Genomic DNA, 25,022 nt, shown 5'->3' on the forward strand with positions numbered 1-25,022 from the left:
CAACCTCGCGAACCATCCACCATCGGGGAAGTTCATGGTTCCAGACTACTCCTGGTGCCCGGAGTGATCACGTGCCCATGGCCTCCTTGTCCGTGCCGGGCAGCGCGGAGATTCGATTCCCGATCATCGGTAAGCGCATGGCGCCGGTCACACGAAAACCGCGAGTGTTGATCTCCTCACCCCCGGATCTCCGTCCGTACAGAGACAATGCCGTCCCAAGGAGAAACCCCATGGCAATAACCACCCGGAAACAGGCAACGATGCGCAAAACCCCCGGAAAAGCAGCCCTCGCGTCGTTCCTCGGGAGCACCCTCGAGTATTACGACTTCTTCATTTACGGCTCTGCGGCCGCGCTGGTCTTCGGGCCGCTGTTCTTTCCCTCCGACGATCCCGCCGTCGGCCTGATTGGCGCCTTTGCCACGTTCGGCGTCGCTTACATAGCGCGCCCGGTGGGAGGGCTTGTGATGGGCCATTTCGGCGACAAATTGGGAAGGAAGAAGATCCTGCTCATCACGCTCGGCGTCATGGGCCTTTCTTCGCTGGGCATCGGCTTCCTGCCGAGTTACAGCCAGATAGGGTACTGGGCGCCGGTCCTGCTGGTTGCCGGTCGCCTGGCGCAGGGTTTCTCTGCCGGGGCTGAGTCTGCGGGAGCATCGACGCTGACACTGGAACACTCGCCGGAAGGCCGCCGCGGCTTCTTTACCAGTTTCGTGATGACCGGCTATGCCTCCGGGATGGTCCTCGCCACCTTGGTCTTCATTCCGGTCGCCGCCTTGCCCCGCGACGCACTCATGAGCTGGGGGTGGAGGATCCCCTTCTGGCTGTCGATTGTGGTCCTGGCCATCGCCTACTGGGTCCGCACCCATCTGGATGAGACTCCCGTCTTCGAAGACGCAAAAGAGAAGGATGCGGTGGCTTCCTTGCCGATCCGCGATGTGCTCAAGTTCCAGTCCATGGACGTGGTGCGCGTTATTGGGATGTCCATCATGTCGGTCATGCAGACCATCTTCACCGTCTTCGGTTTGGCCTATGCAACGGGTGCGGCCGGCTTCGACAAGACGGCAATCCTTACGGTGAATGCCGTGGCGATCGGACTGTCAATGTTCGTCATGCCCCTCGTCGCGAGGCTATCGGACAAAGTGGGGCGGCGACCATTGCTCCTGACCGCAGCCATCGGCTGCTCGGCTACGATCTTTGCCTACTTCTGGACGCTGTCCACCGGCAACATCTGGCTGGTTTTCGCCGCGGCCTTCGTCAACATGACACTGCTCTACTCATGCTTCAACGGCATCTGGCCTTCATACTTCGCCGAACTGTTCGCGGCCCCCGTCCGGTACTCCGGCATGGCCATTGGCAACCAGCTAGGACTGGTGGTCGCGGGTTTCGGCCCGCTGATCGCCGGCCTGCTGCTCGGCAAAGGCGCTGACGGCTGGGTGCCCGTGGCGGTGTTCGCGTGCGCCTGCATGGCTATTGCCGCTGTCTGCGTAGCTTTGTCGAGGGAAACAGCGAAGACGCCGATCGGGGAGCTAGGCGCGCCCTACCTGCTGGGCATGGAGCTTCGGGCGTCCCAAAAGGATGGCAGCGGCTATGCCTCCAACATCGTCCGGACGAACTCCGCGCTTGGCCGTGAATAGGCGGCTCCTAGGCGCTCGAACAAGGCGATTCCCGCCGTGCCGGGCCAATCCTCGGGAAGGAACTCCGCCGGCAGCCCCGGATCCAGGTACGGAATGATCCGCCACCGGTCAATGCATCGGACATAACGGGCGAAGATTTCGGCGGAGGCCGGGCCGCCGTCGGAATCGTTGCTCTGGCCGCCTTCTTCGGCCGCGGAACCGTGATGCCGGATGAAGTCGCGATGCAGTTCTGCCACGGCGTCCAGGTCCCACCACGCGGATGCGGCATCGCGGAGGCTGCCGCCCACCAAGGGAGTATCCGTGACGAAAACCGTGGCCATGCCGCGCAGTTCCAGGTCCTCCAGGATCTCCTCCACTTCCTCCCGAAGGGAATCCGGGCAGATCCACAGCCCTGCTGCCACCGTGCCGCAGCCGATCCAGTGCAATCGCCGCCGCAATTGGTGCCGTTTTTCGCGCTCCGTTTCCGGAATGGAAAAGGACACGAGGCACCAGCGGTCCTCCGAGGACATAAGGCGGGGGTTGAATATCCGCCGGTCGCCGCGGGCAAGCATCGATGCGGCGCCCTCGGTGACGGCGAAGCCGGGAACACCGTGACGCTGCTGCGGAAGGACGATTTCTTTCTTCTTCAACCGTGACAAGGCCGTCCGGGAAACAGCCGCGGTCACGCCAAGGGCCTCCATGAGGGCGATGATGTGCCTGGTGGACATCCATCCGCCGGCGTCGCGCAGGTACAAGCCGATCACCGTGCGCAGCAACGACGTGGTACTCCCGGGCCGGGAGTCCATGTCGTCGAGGACGGCACTCACAGGAGCTCGGCGAGGGCGTCCCGGATGGCGGTCACGCCCAGCTCAACCTCCGCGTAGCTGGTGCTGAGCGGCGAGAGGCCGATCCGCAGTCCGTGCGGGGGGCGGAAATCCGGAATGACACCCCGCTCCCAAAGCGTCTGGGTCACCTCGCCGAACAACGGATGGTCCACCGTGATGTGCGAGCCACGCTCTGCGGTGTTGCGCGGGCTGACAATCTCGGCACCGAGGGGGACCAACATGTCCTCGGCCAAGGCAGCTGCGTACTCGGTGAGTTTGATGGACTTCTCCCGCACGGCGTCCATGCCCACCGACGCGATCAGCTCAACCATGTCCTTGAGCGGCTGCATGGCCAGCACCGGGGGTGTGCCGGTGATGAAGCTGCGGATCCCCTTGGCGGGTGCGTAGCTCTCTGTCATGCCGAAAGGGTTGTCGGCGCCCATCCAGCCCCAAATGGGCTGCTGCAAGCGGTCCTGCTGCGCCGCGCTGACATACGCGAACGCGGGAGAGCCCGGGCCGCCATTGAGGTACTTGTACGTGCAACCCACAGCAAGGTCCACGCCCCAGGCGTCCAGTTCGAGGGGGACCGAGCCTACCGAGTGGCACAGGTCCCAGAGCATGAGAGCACCGGATTCCTTGACCATCGCGGTGATTGCCGCGGCATCCGCCAGGAAACCGGAACGGTAAGCCACGTGGCTGAGCACGACGACGGCGGTCCGCTCGCTGAGCAGTCCCTCAAGGTCCGTGGTCCGGACGCCGCTGGCCGGATTGGAAGCGACCCACTTGATGGTGGCGCCCTTCTCAGCGGCGATGCCCTCGATGATGAAACGGTCAGTGGGGAAGTTGTCCCGGTCCACCACAATCTCATCGCGGCCCGGCTGGGCGTCTACCGCTGCCCGGATGAGCTTGTAGAGCATCACGGACGTGGAATCTCCCACGGTGACCTGGCCGGCGGCCGCACCCAAGGTGACGACGCCGATCCGGTCGCCCACCGTAGTGGGCTCGTCCATCCACTGTTCGTCCCAGCCGCGGATAAGTCGGCTGCCCCAGGCGTCCTCGACGAAGGACGCGAGCTTTGCCGACGTCGCCTTGAGCGGCCTTCCGAGCGAGTTCCCGTCAAGGTAGGCGGTGAGCTGGCCGTCCGCCGGGGAGTAAAAGGCCTCACGCTGCCCGGCGAGGGGATCCGCGGCGTCGAGTTCCGCCGACGTCGGCCGTTGCGTTTGCTGCGCGCTGTTCATGTCTCTCCTGAAACTGCTGGGGTTGCTTGGAATTACTGTTCAGTTGCCGATTTCGGTGCGGACGGCGTAGAGCTCCGGGAAGAAAGTCAGGTCAAGGGCCCGCTTGAGGAAGTCGACGCCGGAGGAGCCTCCCGTGCCCACCTTGAATCCGATGGTTCGCTGCACTGTCCGCAAGTGGCGGAAGCGCCAGGCATGGAAGTTGTCCTCGATGTCCACGAGGTCTTCGCAGGCCTCGTAAAAACCCCAAGGCGTGGCTTCCGATTCGTAGATCTCCTGGAAGACCGGGACAAGGTCCTTCTGGAATGTCCACGGTTCGCTCGTGTCACGTTCCAGGATGTCGGCGGGAACGGCATAACCGGCCCTCGCCAGCACTGCGAGGAAGGCGTCATAAAGAGTCGGCTCCTCCAAGAGGGTGCTGAGCTGGCTGTGCGCCGCCGGATCGCTCTCGAAGACCCGGAGCATGTCGCGGTTCTTGTTGCCCAGGAGGAACTCGACGCCGCGGTACTGGTGGGACTGGAAGCCTGATGAACTGCCCAGGAAGCGCCGGAATTCGGAGTACTCGCGCGGAGTGAGCGTGCCCAGGACAGACCACTGCTCGGTCATGGTCCGCTGGATCGCCTTGACGCGCGCGATGCATTTGAGGGCCTTGGCAAGGTTGTCCACATCAAGGAGCCGGCGGGCTTCAAGAAGCTCATGCAGGATCAGTTTGAGCCACAGTTCGCTGGTCTGGTGCTGGATGATGAACAGCAATTCGTCGTGGTGTTCGGGTGTGCTCAATGGGTGCTGGGCAGTGAGGAGGCGGTCAAGGTCCAGATACCCGCCGTAGGACATGGCCTGGCTGAAGTCGGTGCGGACCGAATCCTCGATAGGCCTGATGCTTTGGGCGGAGTGGCCGGTACGGTTTTCCATACATTGATCGTATCACTATCATGACGAACGTCAAGATAATGAAAATCTGAGGATGCGTGACTGACGTTCCAAGGCCACTTTTTGTTGCCTAAGTGAACCGCTGGCGGAGTCTGTACGTCGTAAGATCGGCAGGGGGGGTATGCGGGCTCCAGGAGGCTCCATGTACCAGCAGACAGTCAGCATTCGGGATTTACCAGCAGACCGTCGGCATCCGGAGGTAGACGGCCTAGAACACTTCCTCGGTCTCGAACAGATGGCGTTACGTACACGCTCAAAGCTTCGGGCCCGGGACCTCATAGTGCAGAAATACGGGGGCTCCTCCGTAGCCGATGCGGCAGCCATCAAGCGGGTCGCCCGGCGGATCGCCGAGACCCGGGAGGCCGGACACCCGCTGGTGGTGGTGGTTTCGGCCATGGGCGACACCACCGACGAACTGCTTGACCTGGCCGTGTCACTCAGCCCCAGTCCTCCCGCCAGCGAACTTGACGCGTTGCTGACCACGGGTGAACGGATTTCCGTGACGCTCCTGGCGATTGCCCTGTCCGACCTTGGTGTCCCTTCCCGAACCTTCAGCGGAAAGAAGGCCGGACTGATTACCGACGGCATCCACGGCAAGGCGCACATCGTCAACGTTGACCCGCACCATATCCGCGCCTGCCTGAAACGCGAAGAAGTTGCCATCGTCGCTGGTTTCCAAGGGAAGGGCCTCAAGAAGAAAGAGGTCACCACGCTGGGCCGGGGCGGTTCGGACATCACGGCCGTCGCCTTGGCGGCCGCGTTGGGGGCCGGTATGTGCGAAATCTATACCGACGTCGATGGCGTTTATACCGCGGACCCGCGGGTCGTTCCCCGCGCGCGGAAAATCGATGTCATTTCAAACGAGGAAATGCTGGAATTGGCTGCGTCCGGTTCCAAAGTGGTGCATGCCAGATGCCTTGAGTATGCCCGCCGTTTTGGCGTCCCCATCCATGTGCGTTCGTCTTTCAACCGTGTCATGGGCACCCTGATCCTCCCAAGCCAGGACCAAGAGGCGGTGTGGGACCACAAGCCGGTCTGGGAACGGGCTCCGGCCGTTGAGCAGCCAGTGGTCTCTGCAGTTCTCTGTGACCGGTCCGTGGCGAAGCTAAAGGTCATAGGCGTCGCGGATGGGGTGGGAAAGTCTGCGGAAATCTTCGGGCTTCTTGCCGACGCGCGCGCCCAGGTTGACATGGTCGTTCAAAACAGCTCGGCCGCGCGTACCGGCGGCAGCGACATTTCGCTGGCGATTCCCAGCCGGGACGGATTCCGTGTCCGTGAGGCCTTGTCCGCTGCCCAGGGGGCCATCGGCTTCATCGACCTCCAGTACGACGGCCAGATCGGCAGGCTGTCGCTGATCGGGGTGGGCCTGCGCACTGACGCCCAGGTCTTTTCGCGGCTCTTCAAGGCCCTTTCGGACGCGGGAGCCGAGATCGAGCTGATCTCGGCCTCCGACATGCGCATCGACGTCGTTGTCCGCGCGGCAGCGCTCGAGGACGCGCAGCGCTCCGTGCGGTTCGCCTTCGGGCTGGACCATGCAGGAAAGGACCCGGCAGGAAAGGACCCGGCAGGACAGGACCCGGCAGGACAGGAGCAGGCAGGGCAGGACCAGTCAGGAGAGGAGGCCAGCAAAGCGCCGTAGCGGGGCCGCAGCGCCGGCACCCCATCTTCCCCGCGTCGCAAAAGGCACGGCAGCGGGACGCGCTCAGTCATTGATCCGCCGCCGCGGATCCACGGGATAAGGACCCGATCGCCATGCACACACACACCCGCAGCAGGCTACCTTGACCTCGGCACATGTAACCGGGCCCCTGCCAGGACCCGGATCTGCTGAATTGTTGGCTCGCCAGGAACTCCACGAATCCAATGCCCGTACCTATCCGCGGCATCTTCCCATCGCGATTGCCGAGGGCTCCGGTGCCTTTGTGCGGGACGTCGATGGCAATGTCTTCATTGATTTCCTAGCCGGTGCCGGGGTTTTGTCCCTCGGGCACAGCCATCCGGAGCTGGTCGAGGTCGTGGCGGAACAAGTGCGGATCTTGAGCCATGGGCTTGATTTCCCGACGCCGGTGAAGGACGCCTTCACGAGCGCACAGCTGTCCATGCTTCCTTGGGGACTTGGCGATCGGATGAAGATCCACTTCTGCGGACCAACCGGTGCAAATGCCGTGGATGCTGCCATCAAATTGTGCAAGACCGCCACCGGACGCGGGGACATCGTGTGCTTCCAGGGAGCATTCCATGGCAGCAGTGCCGTGGGGATGGCGTTGACTGGACTAGTTGAACAGAAGCAACCGGTGGCGAACGGGATGCCCGGAGTTCACTTCTTCCCCTATTCCTACTGTGCGCAGTGTCCCGTAGGCCTGCGCCCGGAGACTTGTGCGACCAACTGTGTCCAATTCTTCGAACATTCCCTCAAAGACCCGCTCGGGGGCATTCCACTTCCCGCAGCCGTCATCATGGAAATGGTCCAGGGCGAGGGGGGAGTTGTACCGGCCACCGTCGAATTCGCGCGAACCGTGCGCAGGGTGACCCGTGAGCTGGACATCCCGCTGATTATCGATGAGATCCAGACCGGGTGCGGGCGCACCGGAACGTGGTTCGCGTTCGAGCAGTACGGGATCGAGCCCGATGTCATCGTGGCATCCAAGGCCCTTAGCGGAATAGGCCTCCCCGTTGCGCTGATCATCTACAACAAGGACCTCGACCTCTGGCTCCCGGGTGCCCACACCGGGACATTCCGCGGAAACCAGTTGGCATTCGCCGCGGGGGCTGCAGCCGTGGAGATCATCCGGCGCGACGACGTTCTCGGCAACGTCCGTAGCCGCGGCGCGCAGATTGCCCGGCTCCTCGCGCCCTTGACCGCAAACCCCTGGGTGCGCGAGGTACGGGGCCGGGGCCTGATGTGGGGAATCGAGTTCCGCGATCCGGGGACAGGACGTCCTGCCGGACACCTGGCCCGCGCAGTGCAGCGAAATGCCCTGGAGCGGGGCCTGATCCTGGAATGCGGCGGGCGGGACGACTGCGTGGTCCGGCTCTTGCCGCCGCTGAACATCACGGCGGAACTCGTCGACGCCGCTTGCGGGCTGCTGCTGGCTGCCATTGCCGAACAAAGTTCCATCGCAGGACAGAGTGCCAAGGCAGGGGCGGTCCGATAGGGCCCGCCGGCCGGACACAGGGACAGGACCGGGAGGGGAACATGGGAAGGCACGTGACTGCTCAGGGCAGTACGACACAGGGCAACACAAGGCAGGGCAACACGATCCGGTGGAGCCCGGGCGAGCGGCTTGAGGAGCTCTTCGAGGACCGGTGCGACCGGCAACGAGCCGAAGGCCGCAGCCGCCATCCGGCCGTGGAAACAGCGGATGGTTCGCTCAGCTATGAAGAACTCGACTCCCGGGCCAACCAGCTCGCCCGCTACCTCCTTGCCCGCGGTGTGAGCCCGGGCGAAAGAATCGCACTGCTGTTCGATGACCCGGTGTGGTCCTATGTCAGCATGCTCGCGGTCCTCAAGGTCCATGCCGTCTACGTGCCCCTCGACCCGGCGTTCCCTCCAGAGAGAATTGCCTACATTGCCGCCGACGCGGACGTCACCATGATCCTGACTGTCTCCCGCCTCGCGGACAGCCTCCTGACCGGGACTGCGGCCCCCGCGGTTCGCATGGACAAGGAGGACCGCCGCATTGCCGCGTTCGAACCCTCCCGCTTGGGCTGGGCGGGACAGGAGTCCCCGGCCAACGGACTGGCCTACATCATCTACACCTCGGGATCCACCGGACGGCCAAAGGGAGTAGCCATAGCCCACGCCAGCATCTGCCACTTCGTACGGATTGCCGCCGAAACCTACGGCTACGATTCCGGCGACCGGGTCTACCAGGGCATGACCACGGCTTTCGACTTCTCCGTGGAGGAGATCTGGGTGCCTTGGATGGTGGGGGCCACCTTGGTGCCCCGACCGCCCGGGAACAACCTCCTCGGGCCGGATCTTGCCGAGTTCATCGAGGCCCGGAACATCACCGCCCTTTGCTGCGTGCCGACCCTGCTCGCCACGCTCGATGACGACCTGCCCGGGTTGCGGTTCCTGCTCGTCTCCGGTGAAGCCTGCCCGGAGGACCTTGTGGAGCGTTGGCACCGGCCCGGCCGGCGGTTCCTGAATGTCTACGGGCCCACCGAAGCGACCGTGACGGCAACCTGGGGCACGGCGGAGCCCGGCAAGCCCGTGACCCTGGGCAAACCGTTGCCCGGCTACTCGGCGGTCATCCTGGATCCCGTCCAGGACCGCGCCTTGCCTCACGGCGAGCTGGGCGAAATCGGTCTGGCGGGGGTGGGGCTCGCCAGGGGGTACATCAACCGGCCCGAGCTGACAGAAAGGGCCTTCATTCCCGATTTCCTGGGCTTGGCGGACAACCCCTCCCATCGCATTTACCGCACGGGTGACCTGGGCCGGTTCAACGACGACGACGAGATCGAGTACCACGGCCGCGCCGACACACAGGTGAAGGTCCGAGGCTATCGGATTGAGCTGAGCGAAATCGAAAACGTCCTTCTGCAGATACCCGGGATAGCGATGGCCGTTGTGAAGACGTGGGAGCCCGAGCCGGGAATCACGGAACTTGCCGCCTACTACACGATGCACCAGAACGTCCCCGAGGTGGCAGGAGGAGACATCCGTGCCTGGCTGCGCGAGCGGCTTCCCGCCTACATGGTGCCGGGCTATTTCCAGTCCCTCCGGACCATGCCGATGATGGTCAGCGGGAAAGTGGACCGCAGCCGCCTTCCACATCCCGCCGGGCCGCGCACGGTCAGTACAGACTTCGCTGACACCAGTCCGGTGACGCCCACGGAACGGATCCTCGCCCCGGCTTTGGCTGCGGCGCTCCGGCTCACGTCGGTTTCCACCACCGCCAACTTCTTCAACGACCTCGGGGCAAACTCCCTGCTGATGGCGCATTTCTGCGCCAACGTCCGCAAGGAAGCCAACTCACCCTCAGTCTCGATGCGCGAGATCTATGCATATCCGACCATCGCCGCATTGGCGGCCGCCCTCGACGCCGCGAACGACGAGGCACTGGCGGGGGTCGGCGCCGGAGGGAGGGGAACTGCGACGGCTGAACCGTTCCTGCGAGTGGGGACTGCCCAGTACCTGCTGTGCGGGGTTTTGCAGGCCTTGGCCGCCCTGGCCTACGCGTACGTCGTCGTGCTCATCCCCTCCGCCGGCGAACAGTGGATCGGCGGGTCCCGGCAGCCGGGCGTCCTCGTGGCGCGCTCCGTCGTCGTCGGCACCATATCGTTCCTGGCCCTGGCAGTCATGCCCATTGCGCTCAAATGGGCGCTCATCGGCCGGTGGAAGGCCGAGGAGTTCCCTCTCTGGTCCTTGCGGTACGTCCGCTTCTGGTTCGTGAAGACATTAGTCAACACAAGCCCTGTCCGCTTGTTCGTCGGGACACCGGTCTTCCCCCTGTACCTCAGGGCGCTGGGGGCCAGGATCGGCCCGAGGGTAACCATCCTCTCCTCAAGGATTCCGGCCTGCACCGACTTGCTGACTGTGGGAGCGGACACAGTGATCCGGAGGGACTCAACGTTCAGCTGCTACCGTGCCCACGCCGGCCGGATCCAGACGGGGCCCGTCATCCTAGGCCGAAACGTCCTGATCGGCGAACAAACGACGCTGGAGATTGACACGGCCATGGGCGACGACGCCCAACTGGGGCACAGCTCCTGCCTGCATCGCTTCCAGAGTATTCCGCCCGGCGGCGCCTGGGCCGGCTCCCCGGCCGAGCCCACCAACACCAGCTATCGCAGGGCGGGACAAGCCGCGTCCGGGACGGCCCGCCGGGCCAGTTTCAGTTTCTGGACCGTGGTGGTCCACGTGGTACTGGTGTCGTCCATCGGGCTTGGAGTCATCGACGTCGTACTCGCTTCCCTCCCCACAGGCGAAACAAACCCGGCCAAGCCGCTATTCTGGCAAGCGCTTCTGCTGATCTCCGCCGTCCTTCTTTTCGGCAGCATCCTGGCCGCTTTCGCCGTCGCCGCCACCGTTCCGAGGCTGCTGGCGTTGCTTCTGGTTCCAGGCAAGGACTACCCCCTCTACGGCGTCCGCTTCGGACTGTTGCGGACAGCCCAGCGGCTGACCAACCTCAAAGCACTCCTCCAGCTCACCGGAGACAGTTCCCTGATCGTGTACTACCTGGACGTCCTGGGCTATCACCAACCGGACATGGTGCAGACCGGATCCAATTTCGGCGTCGGGCTGAAGCATGACAGCCCCACACTGACTACGGTCGGCAGCGGCACCATGGTCTCGGATGGGCTTTCAATCATCAATGCCGACTACTCGAACACCGCTTTCCGCCTTTCGCCCGCCACCATCGGGGCCAGGAGCTTCTTCGGCAACAACATCGCCTATCCCGCCGGAGCCAGGATTGGGGACAACTGCCTCCTGGGGACCAAGACCATGGTGCCTTTGGACGGTCCGCTACGCGAGGGGGTGGGCCTCCTGGGCTCACCGCCCTTTGAAATACCGCGCACCGTGGACCGTGACAACACCTTTGATCGGTTCAGGACGGCGGAGGAATTGCGGCGCCGGATCCCTGCAAAGAACGTACACAACACCGTGACGGTGATCCTCTACCTGCTTGCCCGGTGGGCTGAACTGTACGTGATTCTCCTCGCCGCCTGGGCATCGCAGGCCTTCCTTCCCGCCGCAGGGGGGCTCTCTGCGGTGGCTGCGCTGGGAACAATGGTCATCACCACGGGCGTCCTGATGGTCCTCGTGGAGCGGGCGTCCCTCGGCTTTGGACGACTTTCTCCGACCTTCTGCTCCATCTACGAAGTGCCCTTCTGGCGGCACGAGCGCTACTGGAAACTCGGCGCCGGGGGAATCGTGCAAATGTTCAACGGCACGCCCTTCAAACCCGTGATCTGGCGAATCCTGGGCGTCCGGATGGGCAAGAAGGTCTTCGACGACGGTTGCGGGATCCCGGAAAAGACCCTCGTCACCATCGGGGACTACTGCACCCTCAACGCTTACGCCGTGGCGCAATGCCACTCCATGGAGGACGGCGCGTTCAAACTCGATGCCATCACCCTTGGCGCCGGCTGCACCCTGGGCGTGGGTGCGTTCGTCCATTACGGCACCACCATGCATGACGGCTCGGAACTCGAAGCCGACTCGTTCCTGATGAAGGGCGAGGATGTCCCGGCCGGCGGCATCTTCGGCGGCAATCCTGCACGCGAACTGACCCGGCAAACGGTCCCCGGACTGCTATAACGCCAACGCGTGGCTTACGCTGGCCTTGTTGGCACGTCCGGGAGGGGGACTGCATGACCACCGTGTCGCTGTATCTGGACGTCGACGGCGTGGTGAACCCCTTCGGTCCCATGGGCTTCACTGATTGGGGTACGGAATGGAAAATCGCCGACGCCGGAATCCTCGACGTCGTTTACGCGTCCGAACTGGTTGGCGAACTCAATGAGCTGGCCGCGCACCCCGCGGCGAGGTTTGTTTGGCTGACCACGTGGCAGCGGCTCGCCCCTGAGTTCCTGTGCCCTGCAATCGGTCTCCATGGCGAGCATTGGCCCGTCCTGACCAGCGACGGTTGGGACCAGACCGCCGATTGGTGGAAGCTGGACGTCTTGCAGAAGGACGTCCAGGAATCCGGAGCCGAACGCATCGTGTGGATGGACGATCAGCTGAACCATGAAGCCGCTGCCCGGTCCTGGGCCGAGTTCCTCGGCAACCGTGTGCTTTGGATCTCACCGGACCCGCGGCGGGGCCTGTCACGCAGCGATATCGCGGCTGTTCGGCAATTCCTTGGATGATGCTGGGCCTACGTTTTGCCATGCCGGCAATGGCACGTAAGATTCTTAAGGTTTCACGCCGCCATAGTTAATTCCGCCAGTACAGTCAGATGAACGCGTGCTGAACTGTTTTTTGTTGGGCAGGCCCGGGGAAGTGGAACTGCGCATCATCGACTCTGCAGATTGGGCACCAGGTGGGAATCACCTTCATGGTCGCGCTTGTCATAGCGCTGGCCTTATTTTTTGACTTCACCAACGGCTTCCACGACACTGCGAACGCCATGGCGACTCCGATCGCCACGGGTGCCATCAAACCCAAGACGGCTGTTGCCTTGGCCGCGGTGCTCAACCTCGTGGGCGCGTTCCTCTCGACCGAAGTGGCGAAGACCATTTCGGGAGGACTTATCCGAGAGGGCACGGACGGTATCCACATCACGCCGGAGATCATCTTCGCCGGGCTGATGGGGGCCGTCCTGTGGAACATGTTCACGTGGCTCAAGGGGCTGCCGTCGAGTTCTTCGCACGCGCTTTTTGGCGGCCTCATCGGGGCGGCGATCGTCGGCATCGGATTCCACGCCGTCAACTTCGATACCGTGCTCCAGAAGGTCATCCTTCCGGCCGTCTTCTCGCCGCTGCTCGCCGGTGCCGTGGCCTATCTATGCACCAAGCTGGCCTACGCCCTGACGTCCCGGCATGACCCCGAAACCGGCGACAAGCTGACCCAGAAACGCGGCGGATTCCGTACCGGCCAGATCTTCACCTCGAGCCTTGTCGCCTTGGCCCACGGTACCAACGACGCGCAAAAGACCATGGGCATCATCACCCTCGTCCTGATCGCCGCCGGAACCCAGCCGGCCGGCAGCGGCCCGCAGTTCTGGGTCATCGGGGCCTGCGCGCTCGCTATCGCCATCGGAACCTACGCCGGCGGATGGCGCATCATCCGGACGATGGGTTCCGGGCTGACCGACGTCAAGCCGGCCCAAGGCTTCTCTGCCGAAGCGAGCACCGCTTCGGCCATCCTCGCTTCCTCCCACCTCGGCTTCGCGCTCTCCACCACGCAGGTGGCCTCCGGGTCGGTCATTGGCTCGGGCCTCGGGCGCAAAGGCACCACGGTGCGCTGGGGAACCGTGGGGCGCATCGCCACCGGCTGGCTCTTCACCCTCCCTGCGGCTGCGATCGTGGGCGCCTTGACCGCGTTCCTCATCGGTACAGGCACTGTCGGCGTGGTTATCGCTGCAGTCGTGGGCACCGCCGTCGTCGTCTACATGTTCATCTACTCGAGGAAGTCGCACGTGGGCCACCACAACGCCGTCGAAGTCGAAGAAGCCGGCACCGCAGTCCGCTTCCGCAAGAAGAACGCCAAGAAACAGAGTCTGAGCAAAAGCATGAGTAAGGACATCCAGGCATGAAGTGGTTGGATCTGGTGCAGGTGGCCGGCGCGACCCTTGTGGCAGCCGTGCTCCTCGTAGTGCTGTATTCGCTCGGTGTCCGCCTCACCGCCATCGCGGGGGACGCCCGGCAGAAGTCGCCGGTCATGGTGCGGTCCCTTGCGTACGTGTGTTTCGCGGCTTGCGGAATCGCCGTGCTTTTCGGGATCTATCTGATCGTTCCGTACTTCACGAAGTAGCTGGGAACGCCGCCGCCTCATGGGTAGGGTGGGGCCATGGCGGATTTCCAGTACTACGTGGCATCCTCGCTTGACGGGTTCATCGCTACCAAGGATGACGATCTCGGCTGGCTGCTCCAGTTCGAAGAGGCCGAGGGTGTCACCGAAAGCTACGAAGACTTCATGGCGGGCATCGGCTGCATAGTCATGGGCGGCCAGACCTATCGCTGGCTCATGGAACATGAACCGGGCAAATGGCCGTATCCGGGTGTTCCATGCTGGATCTTCACCCACCGCGAATACGCGGCGCCGCCCGGCGCGGACGTCACGTTCGTGCGTGGCGAGGTTGAGGAATTCGCGCCGGACCTGATTGCCGACGCCGGCGACAAGAACGTGTGGCTGGTTGGCGGTGGAAACCTGGTAGCCCAGTTCGCCAAGGCCGGCCTGCTGGACGAGATGATTGTCACCCTTATCCCGGTCGCCTTGGGTTCCGGTAAGCGCTTGTTGCCTGTCGAGAGCCCGACGGCGCCGCTTGAGTTGATCTCGTCCCGCACCCTGGGTGGCGCGGCAGTCGAGGTGCGCTACAGGTTCCCCAAGCGTGCCGGGTCAGCGGGCCCTGTTCTCCCGGATCATGTTGGTAATCCGGGCAGTTGACAGCCGTCGGCCGTGTTCGTCGGTCATGACGATTTCATGGGTGGCGAGCGTACCGCCCAAGTGGATGGCAGTGCACGTACCGGTGACCAGGCCGCTTGCTATGGAGCGATGGTGGGTAGCGCCCACCTCGATCCCTACGACGTGGCGTCCAGCTCCGGCATGCAGGGCCGCCGCGAAGGAGCCCAGGGTTTCGGCGAGAACCACGTGGGCTCCGCCGTGGAGGATGCCCGCAACCTGGGTGTTGCCTTCCACCGGCATGGTGGCGACGGTCCGTTCAGGGCCCAGTTCAAGGAACTTGATGCCCATCTTCGCCACGAGCGAGCCTACGCCATAGCGGGAAAGCCAACCGTGCAACTCCTGCGGAACGCCGGCCGCATTGAGTTCGTCGGTGAACGGGCCCGGCGTGAAATTGTCCATCATGGCAACTAGGCTGGCACCTGTGAGCGAAACAACCAAACCGGACTCAGTTCCAACGGCAACGCCAGTGTCAACTGGAACAACAACATCAACTGCAACAGCAACGTCAACTGGAACAGCAACATCAACTGCCACTGCAACGGCACCAGACCCTTCAACAAGCATTGCGGACACCGCGGCAGGTGGCCGGCCGAGGCTCTTGGTCCTTGATGGCCACTCGATGGCGTTCCGGGCGTTCTATGCCCTGCCGGCTGAGAACTTCGCCACATCCTCGGGTCAGCACACCAACGCGGTGCATGGCTTCACGTCGATGTTGATCAACCTCATCAAGGATCAGAAGCCCACCCACGTTGCGGTGGCATTCGATGTCTCGGACGACACGACGTTCCGCAAGGCGGAGTACAGCGAATACAAGGGTGGCCGAAACGAGACGCCGCCGGAGTTCCGCGGACAGATCGACCTCATCGACCAAGTCATGGAAGCGTGGGGCATCAAGACCATCAAGATGCCCGGATACGAGGCCGACGATATCCTCGCCACGCTCGCGGCGCGAGGGGAGGCCGCTGGCTACGAAGTCCTCCTGGTTTCAGGGGACCGCGACGCTTTCCAGCTCATCACCGACAACGTGTTCGTCCTGTACCCGAAGCAGGGCGTGTCCAATATTCCCCGCATGGACTCGGCAGCCATCGAAGAGAAGTACTTCGTTCCCCCGTCCCGCTACTCCGATCTCGCCGCGCTGGTAGGGGAGTCCGCTGACAACCTCGCCGGCGTTCCCGGCGTCGGCCCCAAGACCGCGGCCAAGTGGATCAACCTTTACGGCGGCCTGGAAGGGATCCTGGAGAACCTGGATTCCATCGGCGGCAAGGTCGGAGGAGCCCTCCGGGAAAACATCGACGCCGTCAAGCGCAATCGCCGCCTCAACCAGCTCCTCAAAGACCTTGAGCTCCCAGTGACGCTCGCCGAACTCGAGGAGCCGCGCCCGAACCGCCAGGAGGTCGAGACACTCTTCGACACCCTCGAATTCAGGACCCTCCGTGCCCGGCTGTTCGCACTCTACGGCGACGACACAGCCGGAGCGCCTCCCGAAACCATCGACGCGCCCGACTACGCGGTCCTGCAGGACGCCGCCGCCTTGGAGGCCTTTTTCGCTGCGGGCTCGGGCAGCCGCGCCGCAGTTGCCGTGCAGTTGGTTCCCGGGCGGATTGGCGACGACGCCGCTGCCCTCGCCGTCGTGCGGTCCAACGGGGCCGCTTATATCGAGCTGTCGTCCTTGGACGCTGCGGCTGATGCCGTCCTGGCCAAATGGCTGCGGGATCCCGAAGAGGCCAAGGTCATGCACGAGTTCAAGGACGCTCTGAAGGCCTTGCACCACCGAGGACTTGGCCTGGAAGGCGTGGTGGACGACACCGCCATTTCGGGCTACTTGATCCAGCCGGACCGCCGCAGCTACGAGCTCGCCGAACTCGCCCAGCACCACTTGAGGATCACCATCACGGCTGTGGCGGCCCAAACCGGCCAGCTGGAACTCGATCTTGGTGATGGGCCGGACGGTGCCGCGGCCAGCGCGCTCGTCCAGCAGGCCGCCGTCGTGCACGCACTGAGCAAGCACTTCGAAAGCGAGCTCGCCGAGCGCAAGGCCGAGGCGCTCCTGACCACGCTGGAGCTGCCGGTCGCACGGGTCCTGGCCCAGATGGAACTCTCCGGCATTGCCATCTCTACGGAACGCCTGAACGAACAGCTCGCGGACCTCGCGAAGGTGATCGACAACGCCCAGGAGCAGGCATTTGCCGCAATCGGCCACGAGGTCAATCTTGGCTCTCCCAAGCAGCTCCAGACCGTCCTCTTCGAAGAACTTGGCCTGCCCAAAACCAAGAAGATCAAGTCCGGCTACACCACGGACGCCGCCTCGCTGAAGGCGCTCCTTGAGAAGACCGGCCACGAGTTCCTGGTGCAGCTCATGGCTCACCGGGAATCCTCCAAGCTGGCCCAAATGCTGGAGACGCTCAAGAAATCAGTGGCTGAGGACGGACGTATCCACACTACGTACGCGCAGAACGTCGCGGCCACGGGGCGCATTTCCTCGAACAACCCCAATCTGCAGAACATCCCGGTGCGCAGTGAGGAAGGCCGGCGCGTCCGCGGGATCTTCGTCGTCAGTGAGGGCTACGAATGCCTGCTATCGGCTGACTACTCGCAGATCGAAATGCGTATCATGGCGCACCTGTCCGGCGACGAAGGACTCATCCAGGCGTACAAGGAGGGTGAAGACCTGCACCGCTATGTCGGCTCGCACATCTTCAACGTTGCGCCGGAAGAGGTCACCGGTGCCATGCGCTCCAAGGTCAAGGCGATGTCCTACGGATTGGCCTACGGGCTTACCTCGTTCGGCCTGTCCAAGCAACTGGAAATCTCCGTCGACGAGGCCAGGACCCTCATGAAGGACTACTTCGACCGCTTCGGCGCAGTGCGCGACTATCTGCGTGGCGTGGTGGAGCAGGCCCGGATCGACGGCTACACCTCCACGATCGAGGGCCGCCGCCGCTATCTTCCGGACCTGACCAGCACGGACCGCCAGCACCGGGAGATCGCCGAACGCATCGCGCTGAACTCGCCCATCCAGGGCTCGGCGGCGGACCTCATGAAGCGGGCCATGCTCGGCGTCTCTGCCGAGTTGACCAGCCAGGGGCTGAAGTCCCGGATGCTGCTGCAGGTCCATGACGAGCTCGTGCTCGAGGTAGCCCACGGCGAACGCGAAGCGGTCGAAAAGCTCGTCACCGAGCAAATGGGGACGGCAGCCCAGCTCACGGTCCCGCTGGACGTGCAGGTAGGTGTCGGCTCCAGCTGGTACGACGCCGGCCACTAGCAGGCGCACCGGCCTGCTTGCAGGCTCGCACGGGGCACGCCGCCGCTATGGTGGCGTGCCCCGTGCTGTCTGGCTAGGCTCGGGACGTGGCTGATCCCAAGGAAACCAAGGAAAAATACAACGTCAAGCGCTTTCGTTCCGTCGACAAGGAGAACCCTGACTACGGACAAGCACGTGATTGGCTCCGGGCCGTCGGCTTCGGATTCCACGACGAGCAACGAAGCGATGAGCTCATCGACAAGATCCTCGCGATGTACCAAGCGGACAACCGTGAGCTGACGGGCGTCTACGTCAACGACGAACCACCGTTGCACGCGCTCAACCCGGGGTTTCCGGTGGCTACCTTTGGAACGCTGGAAAACAAGCTGAATGTTGGCTTCGGCCAGGAACTGCGGACCCGCCAGATCACGGCTGTCACCGTCCGCGGAACGCACCGGCGGCACGGCATCCTGCGGGGGATGATGACCGTGGATCTCGCCGATGCCAAGGATGACGGCTTCGCCATGGCCGCCCTGACCGCGTCCGAGGCATCCATCTACGGCCGCTTTGGCTTTGGCGTCGCAACCTTTGAGCGGAGCATCAAGGTTGACACCGGTCCGAAATTCCGCGTCCGGCACGAGCCCGTTGGTCGGGTGGAGATCGCAGATCCAAGAGTCCTTCTCGAACTCGCGCCCGAGGTTTTCGAACGCGCTCACCACCGCACGCCGGGGTCCATCGTGAGGCAGGACTCCTACCGCCATCACGTGTCCGGGGCCATGAAGCGCGACGGCAGTGAGGACAAGGCCATCAAATGTGCGCTCCACTACGCACCCGATGGCACCATTGACGGCTACGTGTCCTACAAGTTCGCCGGCTGGGAAACGAAGCCATACACCGTGGAAGTCGTGGACCTTGTCGCCGCGACGGACTCCGCGTACCTGGAACTGTGGCAATTCCTGGGCAGCCTCGATCTCATCGAACAGGTCTCCTGGCCTGAAGCCCCCGTTGAAGACCCGCTGGCGTGGGCGCTCGAGGACGGACGTTGCGTCACGTCCTCCGACTATCGCGACATGTTGTGGTTGCGCGTCCTGGACGTCCCTGCGGCCTTGTCAGCCCGCCGCTACGGCGCCGATGGACGCTTGGTGCTGGAAGTCCGGGATGCGCTTGGTTTTGCCGACGGTATGTGGGAATTGACGTCCGACGGCGGCGTCGTCACCGTCAGTGAGTCGAGTGGCGGGAGCCAGGAATCGGGCCCGGACCTGAGCATGGATGTCACGGACCTGGGGTCTGTCTATTTGGGTGCCGTCAGTCCTGTAATCTTGGCTTCGGCAGGCCGGATCCGTGAGCACACGCCCGGAGCAGCATTGGCTGCCCAGCACATGTTCGCCGTCGAACGCCCCGCCCATTGCCTGACGCACTTCTAGGCACATCTCCACACGCAGGATCAACAACAGAAGAAGGATTCCATGGGGGAATTCCAGCCGGGGGGCCGCTCCTCCGGCACATCAGGGCTGCCGGGCCGGAGGTCGTTGCTGGCGGTCGCCGCCGGACTCGCGGTGACCGGCCTGGCCGCCTGCGCCCAGCAACCGGCAGGTGCACCGTTGCTTCGCCCCACATCGGCTTCAACGCCGGTCGTCGAAGCGGTGGGCCAGCGTCCGGTCGTGCCCGAAACGCGGCCCGCGCCGCCGTCGAGGTCCCAGGTTGTGGCCGAATTCTCCGGGCGCAAGCCCGTCGAATGGGGGCTTGATGTCACTGGCGTTGTTTCAAAAACACCGTCCACGCATGCGGTCTTGACGTTTGATGCCTGCGGTGGCCCCCACGGCTCGGACTGCGATCAACGCTTGCTCAAGACCCTGCGCATGCTCAACGTTCCCGCCACGTTGTTCGTCAACGGCCGTTGGATCAAGGCCAATCCCGGGCTGGCGGCCGATCTCGCGGCCGATCCGTTGTTCGAACTCGGCAACCACGGCTTCCGGCACGAACCCTTGTCGGTCACCGGTCGCTCAGCGTACGGCATTCCGGGCACGGCCAGCGCGGGAGAGGTTTATGACGAAATCATGGGCAACCAGGAAGTCATGGAGCAGCTCTGCGGCAAGGCCCCCCGCTTCTTCAGGGCGGGCACTGCCTACTACGACGACGTCGCGGCGGCGATCACCAATGCCCTCGGACTGGTGCCGGTGAGCTTCACCGTGAACGGCGACGGCGGCGCCACCTTCCCGGCCCCTACTGTCGCCACGGAAGTGGGAAAAATCGCCGCGGGACGGGGCTCAGGCCAGATTGTGATCTCGCACTTCAACCAGCCCGCCGGCGGCACCGCGGAGGGCTATGCACGTGTCCTGCCAAGCTTGTTGGACCGCGGTGTGACGTTCGCTCGGCTGGGTGACACGCTGCCGCTTTGACCCTCCTTGAGGCGAACGACTAGAATGAACGGGCGCATGCTACGTGCGCGCAAATTTACAATCCACAATTCAGGATGACCCGGCGTTTTGCCGTGTCCTGCGGACCGGCGACGGAAAGCGGGCGGTTTGCCTGACCGATACTCTATCCACAACGGAGCCCCTACTACATGACCATCACCTCCACCGAGAAGCCCGGTACCCCCGTAGTCGCCATCAACGACATCGGTACCGCTGAGGACTTCCTCGCAGCTGTCGACGCCACCATCAAGTACTTCAACGACGGAGACCTCGTCGAAGGTATCGTCGTCAAGGTTGACCGCGACGAAGTCCTGCTCGACATCGGTTACAAGACCGAAGGTGTCATCCCTTCCCGCGAGCTTTCCATCAAGCACGACGTTGACCCCGGGGACGTCGTCTCCGTTGGCGATCAGGTCGAAGCCCTGGTGCTCACCAAGGAAGACAAAGAAGGCCGACTGATCCTCTCCAAGAAGCGTGCTCAGTACGAGCGTGCCTGGGGCGACATCGAGAAGGTCAAGGAAGAAGACGGTGTTGTCACCGGTACCGTCATCGAGGTTGTCAAGGGTGGTCTTATCCTCGACATCGGTCTGCGCGGCTTCCTGCCCGCATCCCTCGTCGAGATGCGCCGCGTCCGCGACCTCGCTCCGTACATCGGTCAGCAGATCGAAGCCAAGATCATCGAGCTGGACAAGAACCGCAACAACGTTGTTCTTTCCCGCCGTGCATGGCTCGAGCAGACCCAGTCCGAGGTTCGCTCCACGTTCCTCAACAAGCTGGAAAAGGGCCAGGTTCGTCCCGGCGTCGTTTCCTCCATCGTCAACTTCGGTGCATTCGTGGACCTTGGCGGCGTAGACGGTCTGGTTCACGTTTCCGAGCTGTCCTGGAAGCACATCGACCACCCGTCCGAGGTTGTCGAGGTTGGCCAGGAAGTCACCGTCGAGGTTCTCGAAGTGGATCTGGACCGCGAGCGCGTGTCCCTGTCCCTCAAGGCCACGCAGGAAGACCCGTGGCAGACCTTCGCCCGCACCCACGCCCTCGGCCAGGTTGTTCCGGGTAAGGTCACCAAGCTGGTTCCGTTCGGTGCGTTCGTTCGCGTCGAAGACGGCATCGAAGGCCTCGTTCACATCTCCGAGCTGGCTGTCCGCCACGTTGAGCTTGCTGAGCAGGTCGTCTCCGTTGGCGACGAGCTCTTCGTCAAGGTCATCGACATCGACCTCGAGCGCCGCCGCATCTCCCTCTCCCTCAAGCAGGCTAACGAGGGCGTTGACGCTGACAGCACCGAGTTCGACCCGGCTCTGTACGGCATGGCCGCTGAGTACGACGAAGAGGGCAACTACAAGTACCCCGAGGGCTTCGACCCCGAGTCGAACGAATGGCTCGAGGGCTACGAGACGCAGCGCGCCGCTTGGGAGCAGCAGTACGCTGACGCCCAGGCGCGTTGGGAAGCTCACAAGAAGCAGGTTTCCCAGCACGCTGCTGACGACGCCGCTGCTGCCGCTTCCGGCGAGAGCGACTCCGGCACCACCAGCTACTCCTCCGAGCCGGCTGCTGCCGAGTCCAACGCGGGCACCCTGGCATCCGACGAGGCCCTCGCAGCTCTGCGCGAGAAGCTGACCGGCAACTAATTCAGCCGAAAAGCCACGAAGGCGCCCCTTCCACTTGGAGGGGGCGCCTTCCGTTTAACCCAACGCGGGGTCACTTACGGCCCGTGTTGGCGCCCGACATGGGCCGTAAGTGACCCCGCGTTGGCAGCGAGGAGTGGGCATATGCCCACTATGTCCAGTGGTGGCGGGCACGGGAGGGCATGTCCCTGTGGGGTGGACGCTCGGCCCTGGACGTCGACCGATTTGAGTCCCGACGAGCTGCCGGTCATGGATGCCAGCCCTTCACCGGGACCGCCCCTGTGTTGGGGGTAAATAACTGATAACGATCTATCAGATACGTCGCACGCGCTGATAGCATGTGGTTGGCTCTTTGGACAAGGTCAATGAAACCAAGGGGAAAGTCATTGTGCTAAAACATCTCAGGACCGGCCTTGTGATCGCTTCGCTATCGACCTTGCTGGCTGCGGGGGCAGCCGTTCCGGCCTATGCCGCGACTTCCGAGAAAACCGTCGAGAACGTGACGAGGAGTTCAGGTTCGCGGGTATAAGCGTGACGAAGGTTCGCCTGACCGGGACGTACGTTACGGGAAGCGGCGTCGTGTTGAGCACGAACGGTGCAACTGCACATGTTGTGCACTCATACGAGCCCGGATCGAGCATATCCTTTAGTGACTTCAGCCACTACGTTCTGGCGGGCGGGGCAATTTCCAGACCACAGTGACCGTGACCCGGTCCATTTTCGGGTGGAACCACTCCACGAGATCCGCTAATCTCCGACTGGTTACCAGCGGCCCCGGAGTAGTCTCGTGCGGATGGGCGTGATCAGACTTATGAACCCCTTGGTTCCAACTTTTTCAGAGGCGGTACTTTCTTTTGCCCCGCTGGCTTTCCTCTTGCTGGCAGCGCTGGCGATCATGACTTTCTATACGATCAAGCTATTCCGAAAGGCAAGATCCAGGGCGCGCCCGCAGAGTTCACTCGGAAGGACTGCATCGCAGGATTACCACGATCTGAAATAACAGTTTGCCAGGATCCAAGCGTCAACCACAGGACATGCCCCTCGTTGACTGCAAGGAGTGGACATATGCCCACAATGTCCAATGGTGGTGGTCAGGGGAGGGCATGTCCCTAGCGCGGGTGCTCAGGCCTGGACGTCGACCCATTCCGTTCCCCGCAATTGGAGGCCCGAGGCGCCGCCGGTCATGGATGCCAGCCGCTCACCGGCGTCCGCGATTGCGCCTGGATCATCGGGTAGCGCCACGCGCAGGATCGTCTCCGAGGGCTCGTAGCTTGTTTCGGCCATGACGTAGCCCGCGGAGCGCAGATCGTTTTCAAGCCTCCCGGCCGCTTGGTGGGGCACGGGGATGTCGCAAATCCGCAGGCGGCGTCGCTGAACCAGAGGAGCAGAGTCCAGTGCGGCCGAGACTGACTCGGAGTAGGCGCGGACCAGTCCGCCGGCGCCCAGGAGTATGCCACCGAAATAGCGCACGACGACGGCGCTGACGTCGCTGAGGTCAGTCACCCCGGGCAGTGTCTCGCGTTTGATGAGCGCCTCAAGCATGGGGATGCCGGCAGTTCCGGAGGGCTCGCCGTCGTCGTTGGAACGCTGGATGACGCGATCCGGACCGAGGACGAATGCCGAGCAGTGGTGCCGGGCGTCATGGAACTCCTTGCGCAGTTCCGCCACCAAGGCGCGGGCGGAGTCCTCGTCGGAGGCGCGGCGCAGCACCGTGATGAAGCGCGAACGCTTGATCTCGAGTTCGTGGCGGAAATCGTCTCCCGGCGCCAACGTTGTGTACGCCGTCGCCCGGCTTTCTTCCTGTTCTGCCACCGACCCAGTCTAGTGTGGAGGGGTGCTGAAGATTGGACTTACCGGCGGGATCGCCTCCGGCAAATCACTCGTGTCCGCCCGGCTGAGGGAGTTGGGCGCTGTCTTGATCGATGCCGATGCGCTTGCCCGCGAGGTCGTGGAGCCGGGCAGTCCAGGCCTGGCGGGGGTCATGGCCGAGTTCGGTGAAGACATCGTCGACGCCGATGGTCGCCTTGACCGGGCACGCCTCGGCGCGATCGTGTTCGCTGAGCCGGATCGCCGGGAAGCGCTCAACGCGATCATCCATCCGCGCGTCAGGGAGAAGGCTGCGGCGATGCTCGCGACCGCAAAACCCGGAGACATCGTCGTCCAGGATATTCCGCTCCTGGTCGAAACCGGGCAGGGCAGCAGCTTTCACCTGGTGCTGGTGGTCGATGCGCCGGACGAAGAACGGATCCGGCGCATGACGGAGATCCGCGGCATGACCGTCAAGGACGCGGTGTCCCGGATGGCCGCGCAAGCCAGCAGGGATGAACGGCTGGCGGCGGCGGACATTGTGCTGGACAACTCGGCACGGCCCGAAGACGTCACGGCGCTCGTGGACACCTTATGGGAAGAACGCTTGGCGCCGTTTGCCCGCAATCTTGCAGCCGGCCGCCCGGCACGACGATCCGGCGGCCCCGTGTTGTCACCGCCAAACCCCGGCTGGCCGGTCCAGGCTGAACGGCTGCTTGCCAGGATCCGCCGGGCATCCCCGGAGGTGTTGGGCGCAGACCACATCGGTTCGACATCGGTACCCGGTCTTCCTGCTAAAGACATCATCGACCTGCAGGTAAATGTGTCCTCGCTGGAAGCCGCGGACCGGATAGCACGGGACTTGGGTGAGGCCGGATTCCCGTTGCGGGAGGCCTCCGCCCGAGACACGCCCAAGCCGCCGGACCTGGATCGATCGGCATGGCAAAAACGTTTCCATTGCAACGCGGACCCCGGGCGGCCGGCCAATGTCCATGTCAGGGTCCTCGGAAGCCCGGGCTGGCGATATGCGTTGTTGTTCCGGGATTGGCTCCGCGCCAACCCCGACGCCGTGGGAATGTATGCGGCGATGAAACAGGAGCTTGCCGCGCAGCACGCCGGCGACGGTCGCACCTTGGCATATGCGGAAGCCAAGGAGCCCTGGTTCACCGAGGTCGCCTGGCCGCTCATGGATGCCTGGGCCAGCAGAAGCGGGTGGCAGCCGCCGTCGTACTCGGTGGCGCAACGCTAGGCATGGCACG

General features: G+C 63.6%; 18 protein-coding genes. 13 read left to right on the forward strand and 5 right to left on the reverse strand.

From position 1 onward, the window contains the following. Positions 1 to 230 precede the first annotated feature (230 nt). Complete coding sequence (locus tag AC1DJW_RS08220) at positions 231 to 1,634, forward strand: MFS transporter (RefSeq protein ID WP_284752741.1); 1,404 nt, start codon at positions 231 to 233, stop codon at positions 1,632 to 1,634. Here AC1DJW_RS08220 and AC1DJW_RS08225 read toward each other — a convergent pair. Genes AC1DJW_RS08225 through kynA form a run of 3 tightly spaced genes read right to left on the reverse strand, consistent with a single transcriptional unit; the run spans position 1,586 to position 4,584 of the window. Beyond that, complete coding sequence (locus tag AC1DJW_RS08225) at positions 1,586 to 2,440, reverse strand: PaaX family transcriptional regulator (protein WP_476901121.1); 855 nt, start codon at positions 2,438 to 2,440, stop codon at positions 1,586 to 1,588. The genes AC1DJW_RS08220 and AC1DJW_RS08225 overlap by 49 nt on opposite strands. Beyond that, complete coding sequence (gene kynU, locus AC1DJW_RS08230; RefSeq protein WP_284752743.1) at positions 2,437 to 3,675, reverse strand: kynureninase; 1,239 nt, start codon at positions 3,673 to 3,675, stop codon at positions 2,437 to 2,439. Before kynU ends, AC1DJW_RS08225 begins: the two co-directional genes overlap by 4 nt. Before the next feature lie 39 nt (positions 3,676 to 3,714). After that, complete coding sequence (kynA, locus tag AC1DJW_RS08235; RefSeq protein ID WP_390277591.1) at positions 3,715 to 4,584, reverse strand: tryptophan 2,3-dioxygenase; 870 nt, start codon at positions 4,582 to 4,584, stop codon at positions 3,715 to 3,717. Positions 4,585 to 4,744: 160 nt separating this feature from the next. Here kynA and AC1DJW_RS08240 point away from each other — a divergent pair, with 160 nt between their 5' ends. The 7 genes from AC1DJW_RS08240 (at position 4,745) to AC1DJW_RS08270 (ending at position 14,659) form a co-directional block, all read left to right on the forward strand. Continuing rightward, the gene (locus AC1DJW_RS08240; RefSeq protein WP_476901122.1) at positions 4,745 to 6,241 is read left to right on the forward strand and encodes an aspartate kinase; all 1,497 of its coding nucleotides are present in this window, start codon (positions 4,745 to 4,747) and stop codon (positions 6,239 to 6,241) included. A 196-nt stretch (positions 6,242 to 6,437) separates the two neighbouring features. Then, positions 6,438 to 7,757, forward strand: coding sequence for a diaminobutyrate--2-oxoglutarate transaminase family protein (locus AC1DJW_RS08245; RefSeq protein WP_476901123.1), 1,320 nt, complete (start codon positions 6,438 to 6,440; stop codon positions 7,755 to 7,757). A 53-nt stretch (positions 7,758 to 7,810) separates the two neighbouring features. Then, positions 7,811 to 11,869: a Pls/PosA family non-ribosomal peptide synthetase gene (locus tag AC1DJW_RS08250; RefSeq protein WP_476901124.1), complete on the forward strand. Its 4,059-nt coding sequence runs from the start codon at positions 7,811 to 7,813 to the stop codon at positions 11,867 to 11,869. A 53-nt stretch (positions 11,870 to 11,922) separates the two neighbouring features. Continuing rightward, positions 11,923 to 12,420 carry an HAD domain-containing protein gene (locus AC1DJW_RS08255; protein ID WP_390277583.1) on the forward strand — a complete coding sequence of 166 codons (498 nt, stop codon included), beginning with the start codon at positions 11,923 to 11,925 and terminating at the stop codon, positions 12,418 to 12,420. Between the two features lie 173 nt (positions 12,421 to 12,593). Further along, entirely contained in the window at positions 12,594 to 13,808 is a 1,215-nt protein-coding gene (locus AC1DJW_RS08260) for an inorganic phosphate transporter (RefSeq protein WP_284752748.1), read from the forward strand. Next, on the forward strand, positions 13,805 to 14,026 hold the full coding sequence (locus AC1DJW_RS08265) for a hypothetical protein (RefSeq protein ID WP_284752749.1): 222 nt from the start codon (positions 13,805 to 13,807) through the stop codon (positions 14,024 to 14,026). Before AC1DJW_RS08260 ends, AC1DJW_RS08265 begins: the two co-directional genes overlap by 4 nt. Positions 14,027 to 14,062: 36 nt before the next feature. Next, a complete protein-coding gene (locus tag AC1DJW_RS08270; RefSeq protein WP_459340484.1) occupies positions 14,063 to 14,659 on the forward strand; it encodes a dihydrofolate reductase family protein in 597 nt (198 codons plus the stop codon). On the opposite strand, the gene AC1DJW_RS08275 is transcribed toward AC1DJW_RS08270, so the two are convergent. Continuing rightward, positions 14,612 to 15,079: a hotdog fold thioesterase gene (locus AC1DJW_RS08275; protein ID WP_284752751.1), complete on the reverse strand. Its 468-nt coding sequence runs from the start codon at positions 15,077 to 15,079 to the stop codon at positions 14,612 to 14,614. The two genes, AC1DJW_RS08270 and AC1DJW_RS08275, sit on opposite strands and share 48 nt — an antisense overlap. A gap of 217 nt (positions 15,080 to 15,296) precedes the next feature. Between AC1DJW_RS08275 and polA the strand changes: the two genes are divergently transcribed. The 4 genes from polA (at position 15,297) to rpsA (ending at position 21,960) form a co-directional block, all read left to right on the forward strand. Beyond that, positions 15,297 to 17,939: a DNA polymerase I gene (polA, locus tag AC1DJW_RS08280; RefSeq protein ID WP_476901152.1), complete on the forward strand. Its 2,643-nt coding sequence runs from the start codon at positions 15,297 to 15,299 to the stop codon at positions 17,937 to 17,939. Between the two features lie 86 nt (positions 17,940 to 18,025). After that, the gene (locus tag AC1DJW_RS08285) at positions 18,026 to 19,342 is read left to right on the forward strand and encodes a GNAT family N-acetyltransferase (RefSeq protein ID WP_476901125.1); all 1,317 of its coding nucleotides are present in this window, start codon (positions 18,026 to 18,028) and stop codon (positions 19,340 to 19,342) included. A gap of 42 nt (positions 19,343 to 19,384) precedes the next feature. Continuing rightward, positions 19,385 to 20,317 carry a polysaccharide deacetylase family protein gene (locus AC1DJW_RS08290; protein WP_476901126.1) on the forward strand — a complete coding sequence of 311 codons (933 nt, stop codon included), beginning with the start codon at positions 19,385 to 19,387 and terminating at the stop codon, positions 20,315 to 20,317. A gap of 167 nt (positions 20,318 to 20,484) precedes the next feature. Continuing rightward, entirely contained in the window at positions 20,485 to 21,960 is a 1,476-nt protein-coding gene (rpsA, locus tag AC1DJW_RS08295; protein WP_284752754.1) for a 30S ribosomal protein S1, read from the forward strand. A gap of 1,119 nt (positions 21,961 to 23,079) precedes the next feature. Here the strand turns inward: rpsA and AC1DJW_RS08300 are convergent. Continuing rightward, positions 23,080 to 23,769 (reverse strand): IMPACT family protein, encoded by a 690-nt coding sequence (locus AC1DJW_RS08300; RefSeq protein WP_390277574.1) that lies wholly within the window; start codon positions 23,767 to 23,769, stop codon positions 23,080 to 23,082. Positions 23,770 to 23,791: 22 nt separating this feature from the next. Here AC1DJW_RS08300 and coaE point away from each other — a divergent pair, with 22 nt between their 5' ends. Next, entirely contained in the window at positions 23,792 to 25,012 is a 1,221-nt protein-coding gene (coaE, locus tag AC1DJW_RS08305; protein ID WP_476901127.1) for a dephospho-CoA kinase, read from the forward strand. The last annotated feature ends 10 nt before the right edge of the window (positions 25,013 to 25,022 follow it).

This window comes from Arthrobacter sp. 05L417 (genome assembly GCF_056397865.1).

What these genes read in the sequence shown, in the direction of transcription:
- kynA (WP_390277591.1), bottom strand. Translation starts at nt 4,584, where the DNA reads ATGGAAAACCGTACCGGCCACTCCGCCCAAAGCATCAGGCCTATCGAG.
- kynU (WP_284752743.1), bottom strand. Translation starts at nt 3,675, where the DNA reads ATGAACAGCGCGCAGCAAACGCAACGGCCGACGTCGGCGGAACTCGAC.
- AC1DJW_RS08220 (WP_284752741.1), top strand. Translation starts at nt 231, where the DNA reads ATGGCAATAACCACCCGGAAACAGGCAACGATGCGCAAAACCCCCGGA.
- AC1DJW_RS08290 (WP_476901126.1), top strand. Translation starts at nt 19,385, where the DNA reads ATGGGGGAATTCCAGCCGGGGGGCCGCTCCTCCGGCACATCAGGGCTG.
- polA (WP_476901152.1), top strand. Translation starts at nt 15,297, where the DNA reads ATGGCGTTCCGGGCGTTCTATGCCCTGCCGGCTGAGAACTTCGCCACA.
- AC1DJW_RS08240 (WP_476901122.1), top strand. Translation starts at nt 4,745, where the DNA reads ATGTACCAGCAGACAGTCAGCATTCGGGATTTACCAGCAGACCGTCGG.
- AC1DJW_RS08265 (WP_284752749.1), top strand. Translation starts at nt 13,805, where the DNA reads ATGAAGTGGTTGGATCTGGTGCAGGTGGCCGGCGCGACCCTTGTGGCA.
- AC1DJW_RS08270 (WP_459340484.1), top strand. Translation starts at nt 14,063, where the DNA reads ATGGCGGATTTCCAGTACTACGTGGCATCCTCGCTTGACGGGTTCATC.
- rpsA (WP_284752754.1), top strand. Translation starts at nt 20,485, where the DNA reads ATGACCATCACCTCCACCGAGAAGCCCGGTACCCCCGTAGTCGCCATC.
- AC1DJW_RS08275 (WP_284752751.1), bottom strand. Translation starts at nt 15,079, where the DNA reads ATGATGGACAATTTCACGCCGGGCCCGTTCACCGACGAACTCAATGCG.
- AC1DJW_RS08255 (WP_390277583.1), top strand. Translation starts at nt 11,923, where the DNA reads ATGACCACCGTGTCGCTGTATCTGGACGTCGACGGCGTGGTGAACCCC.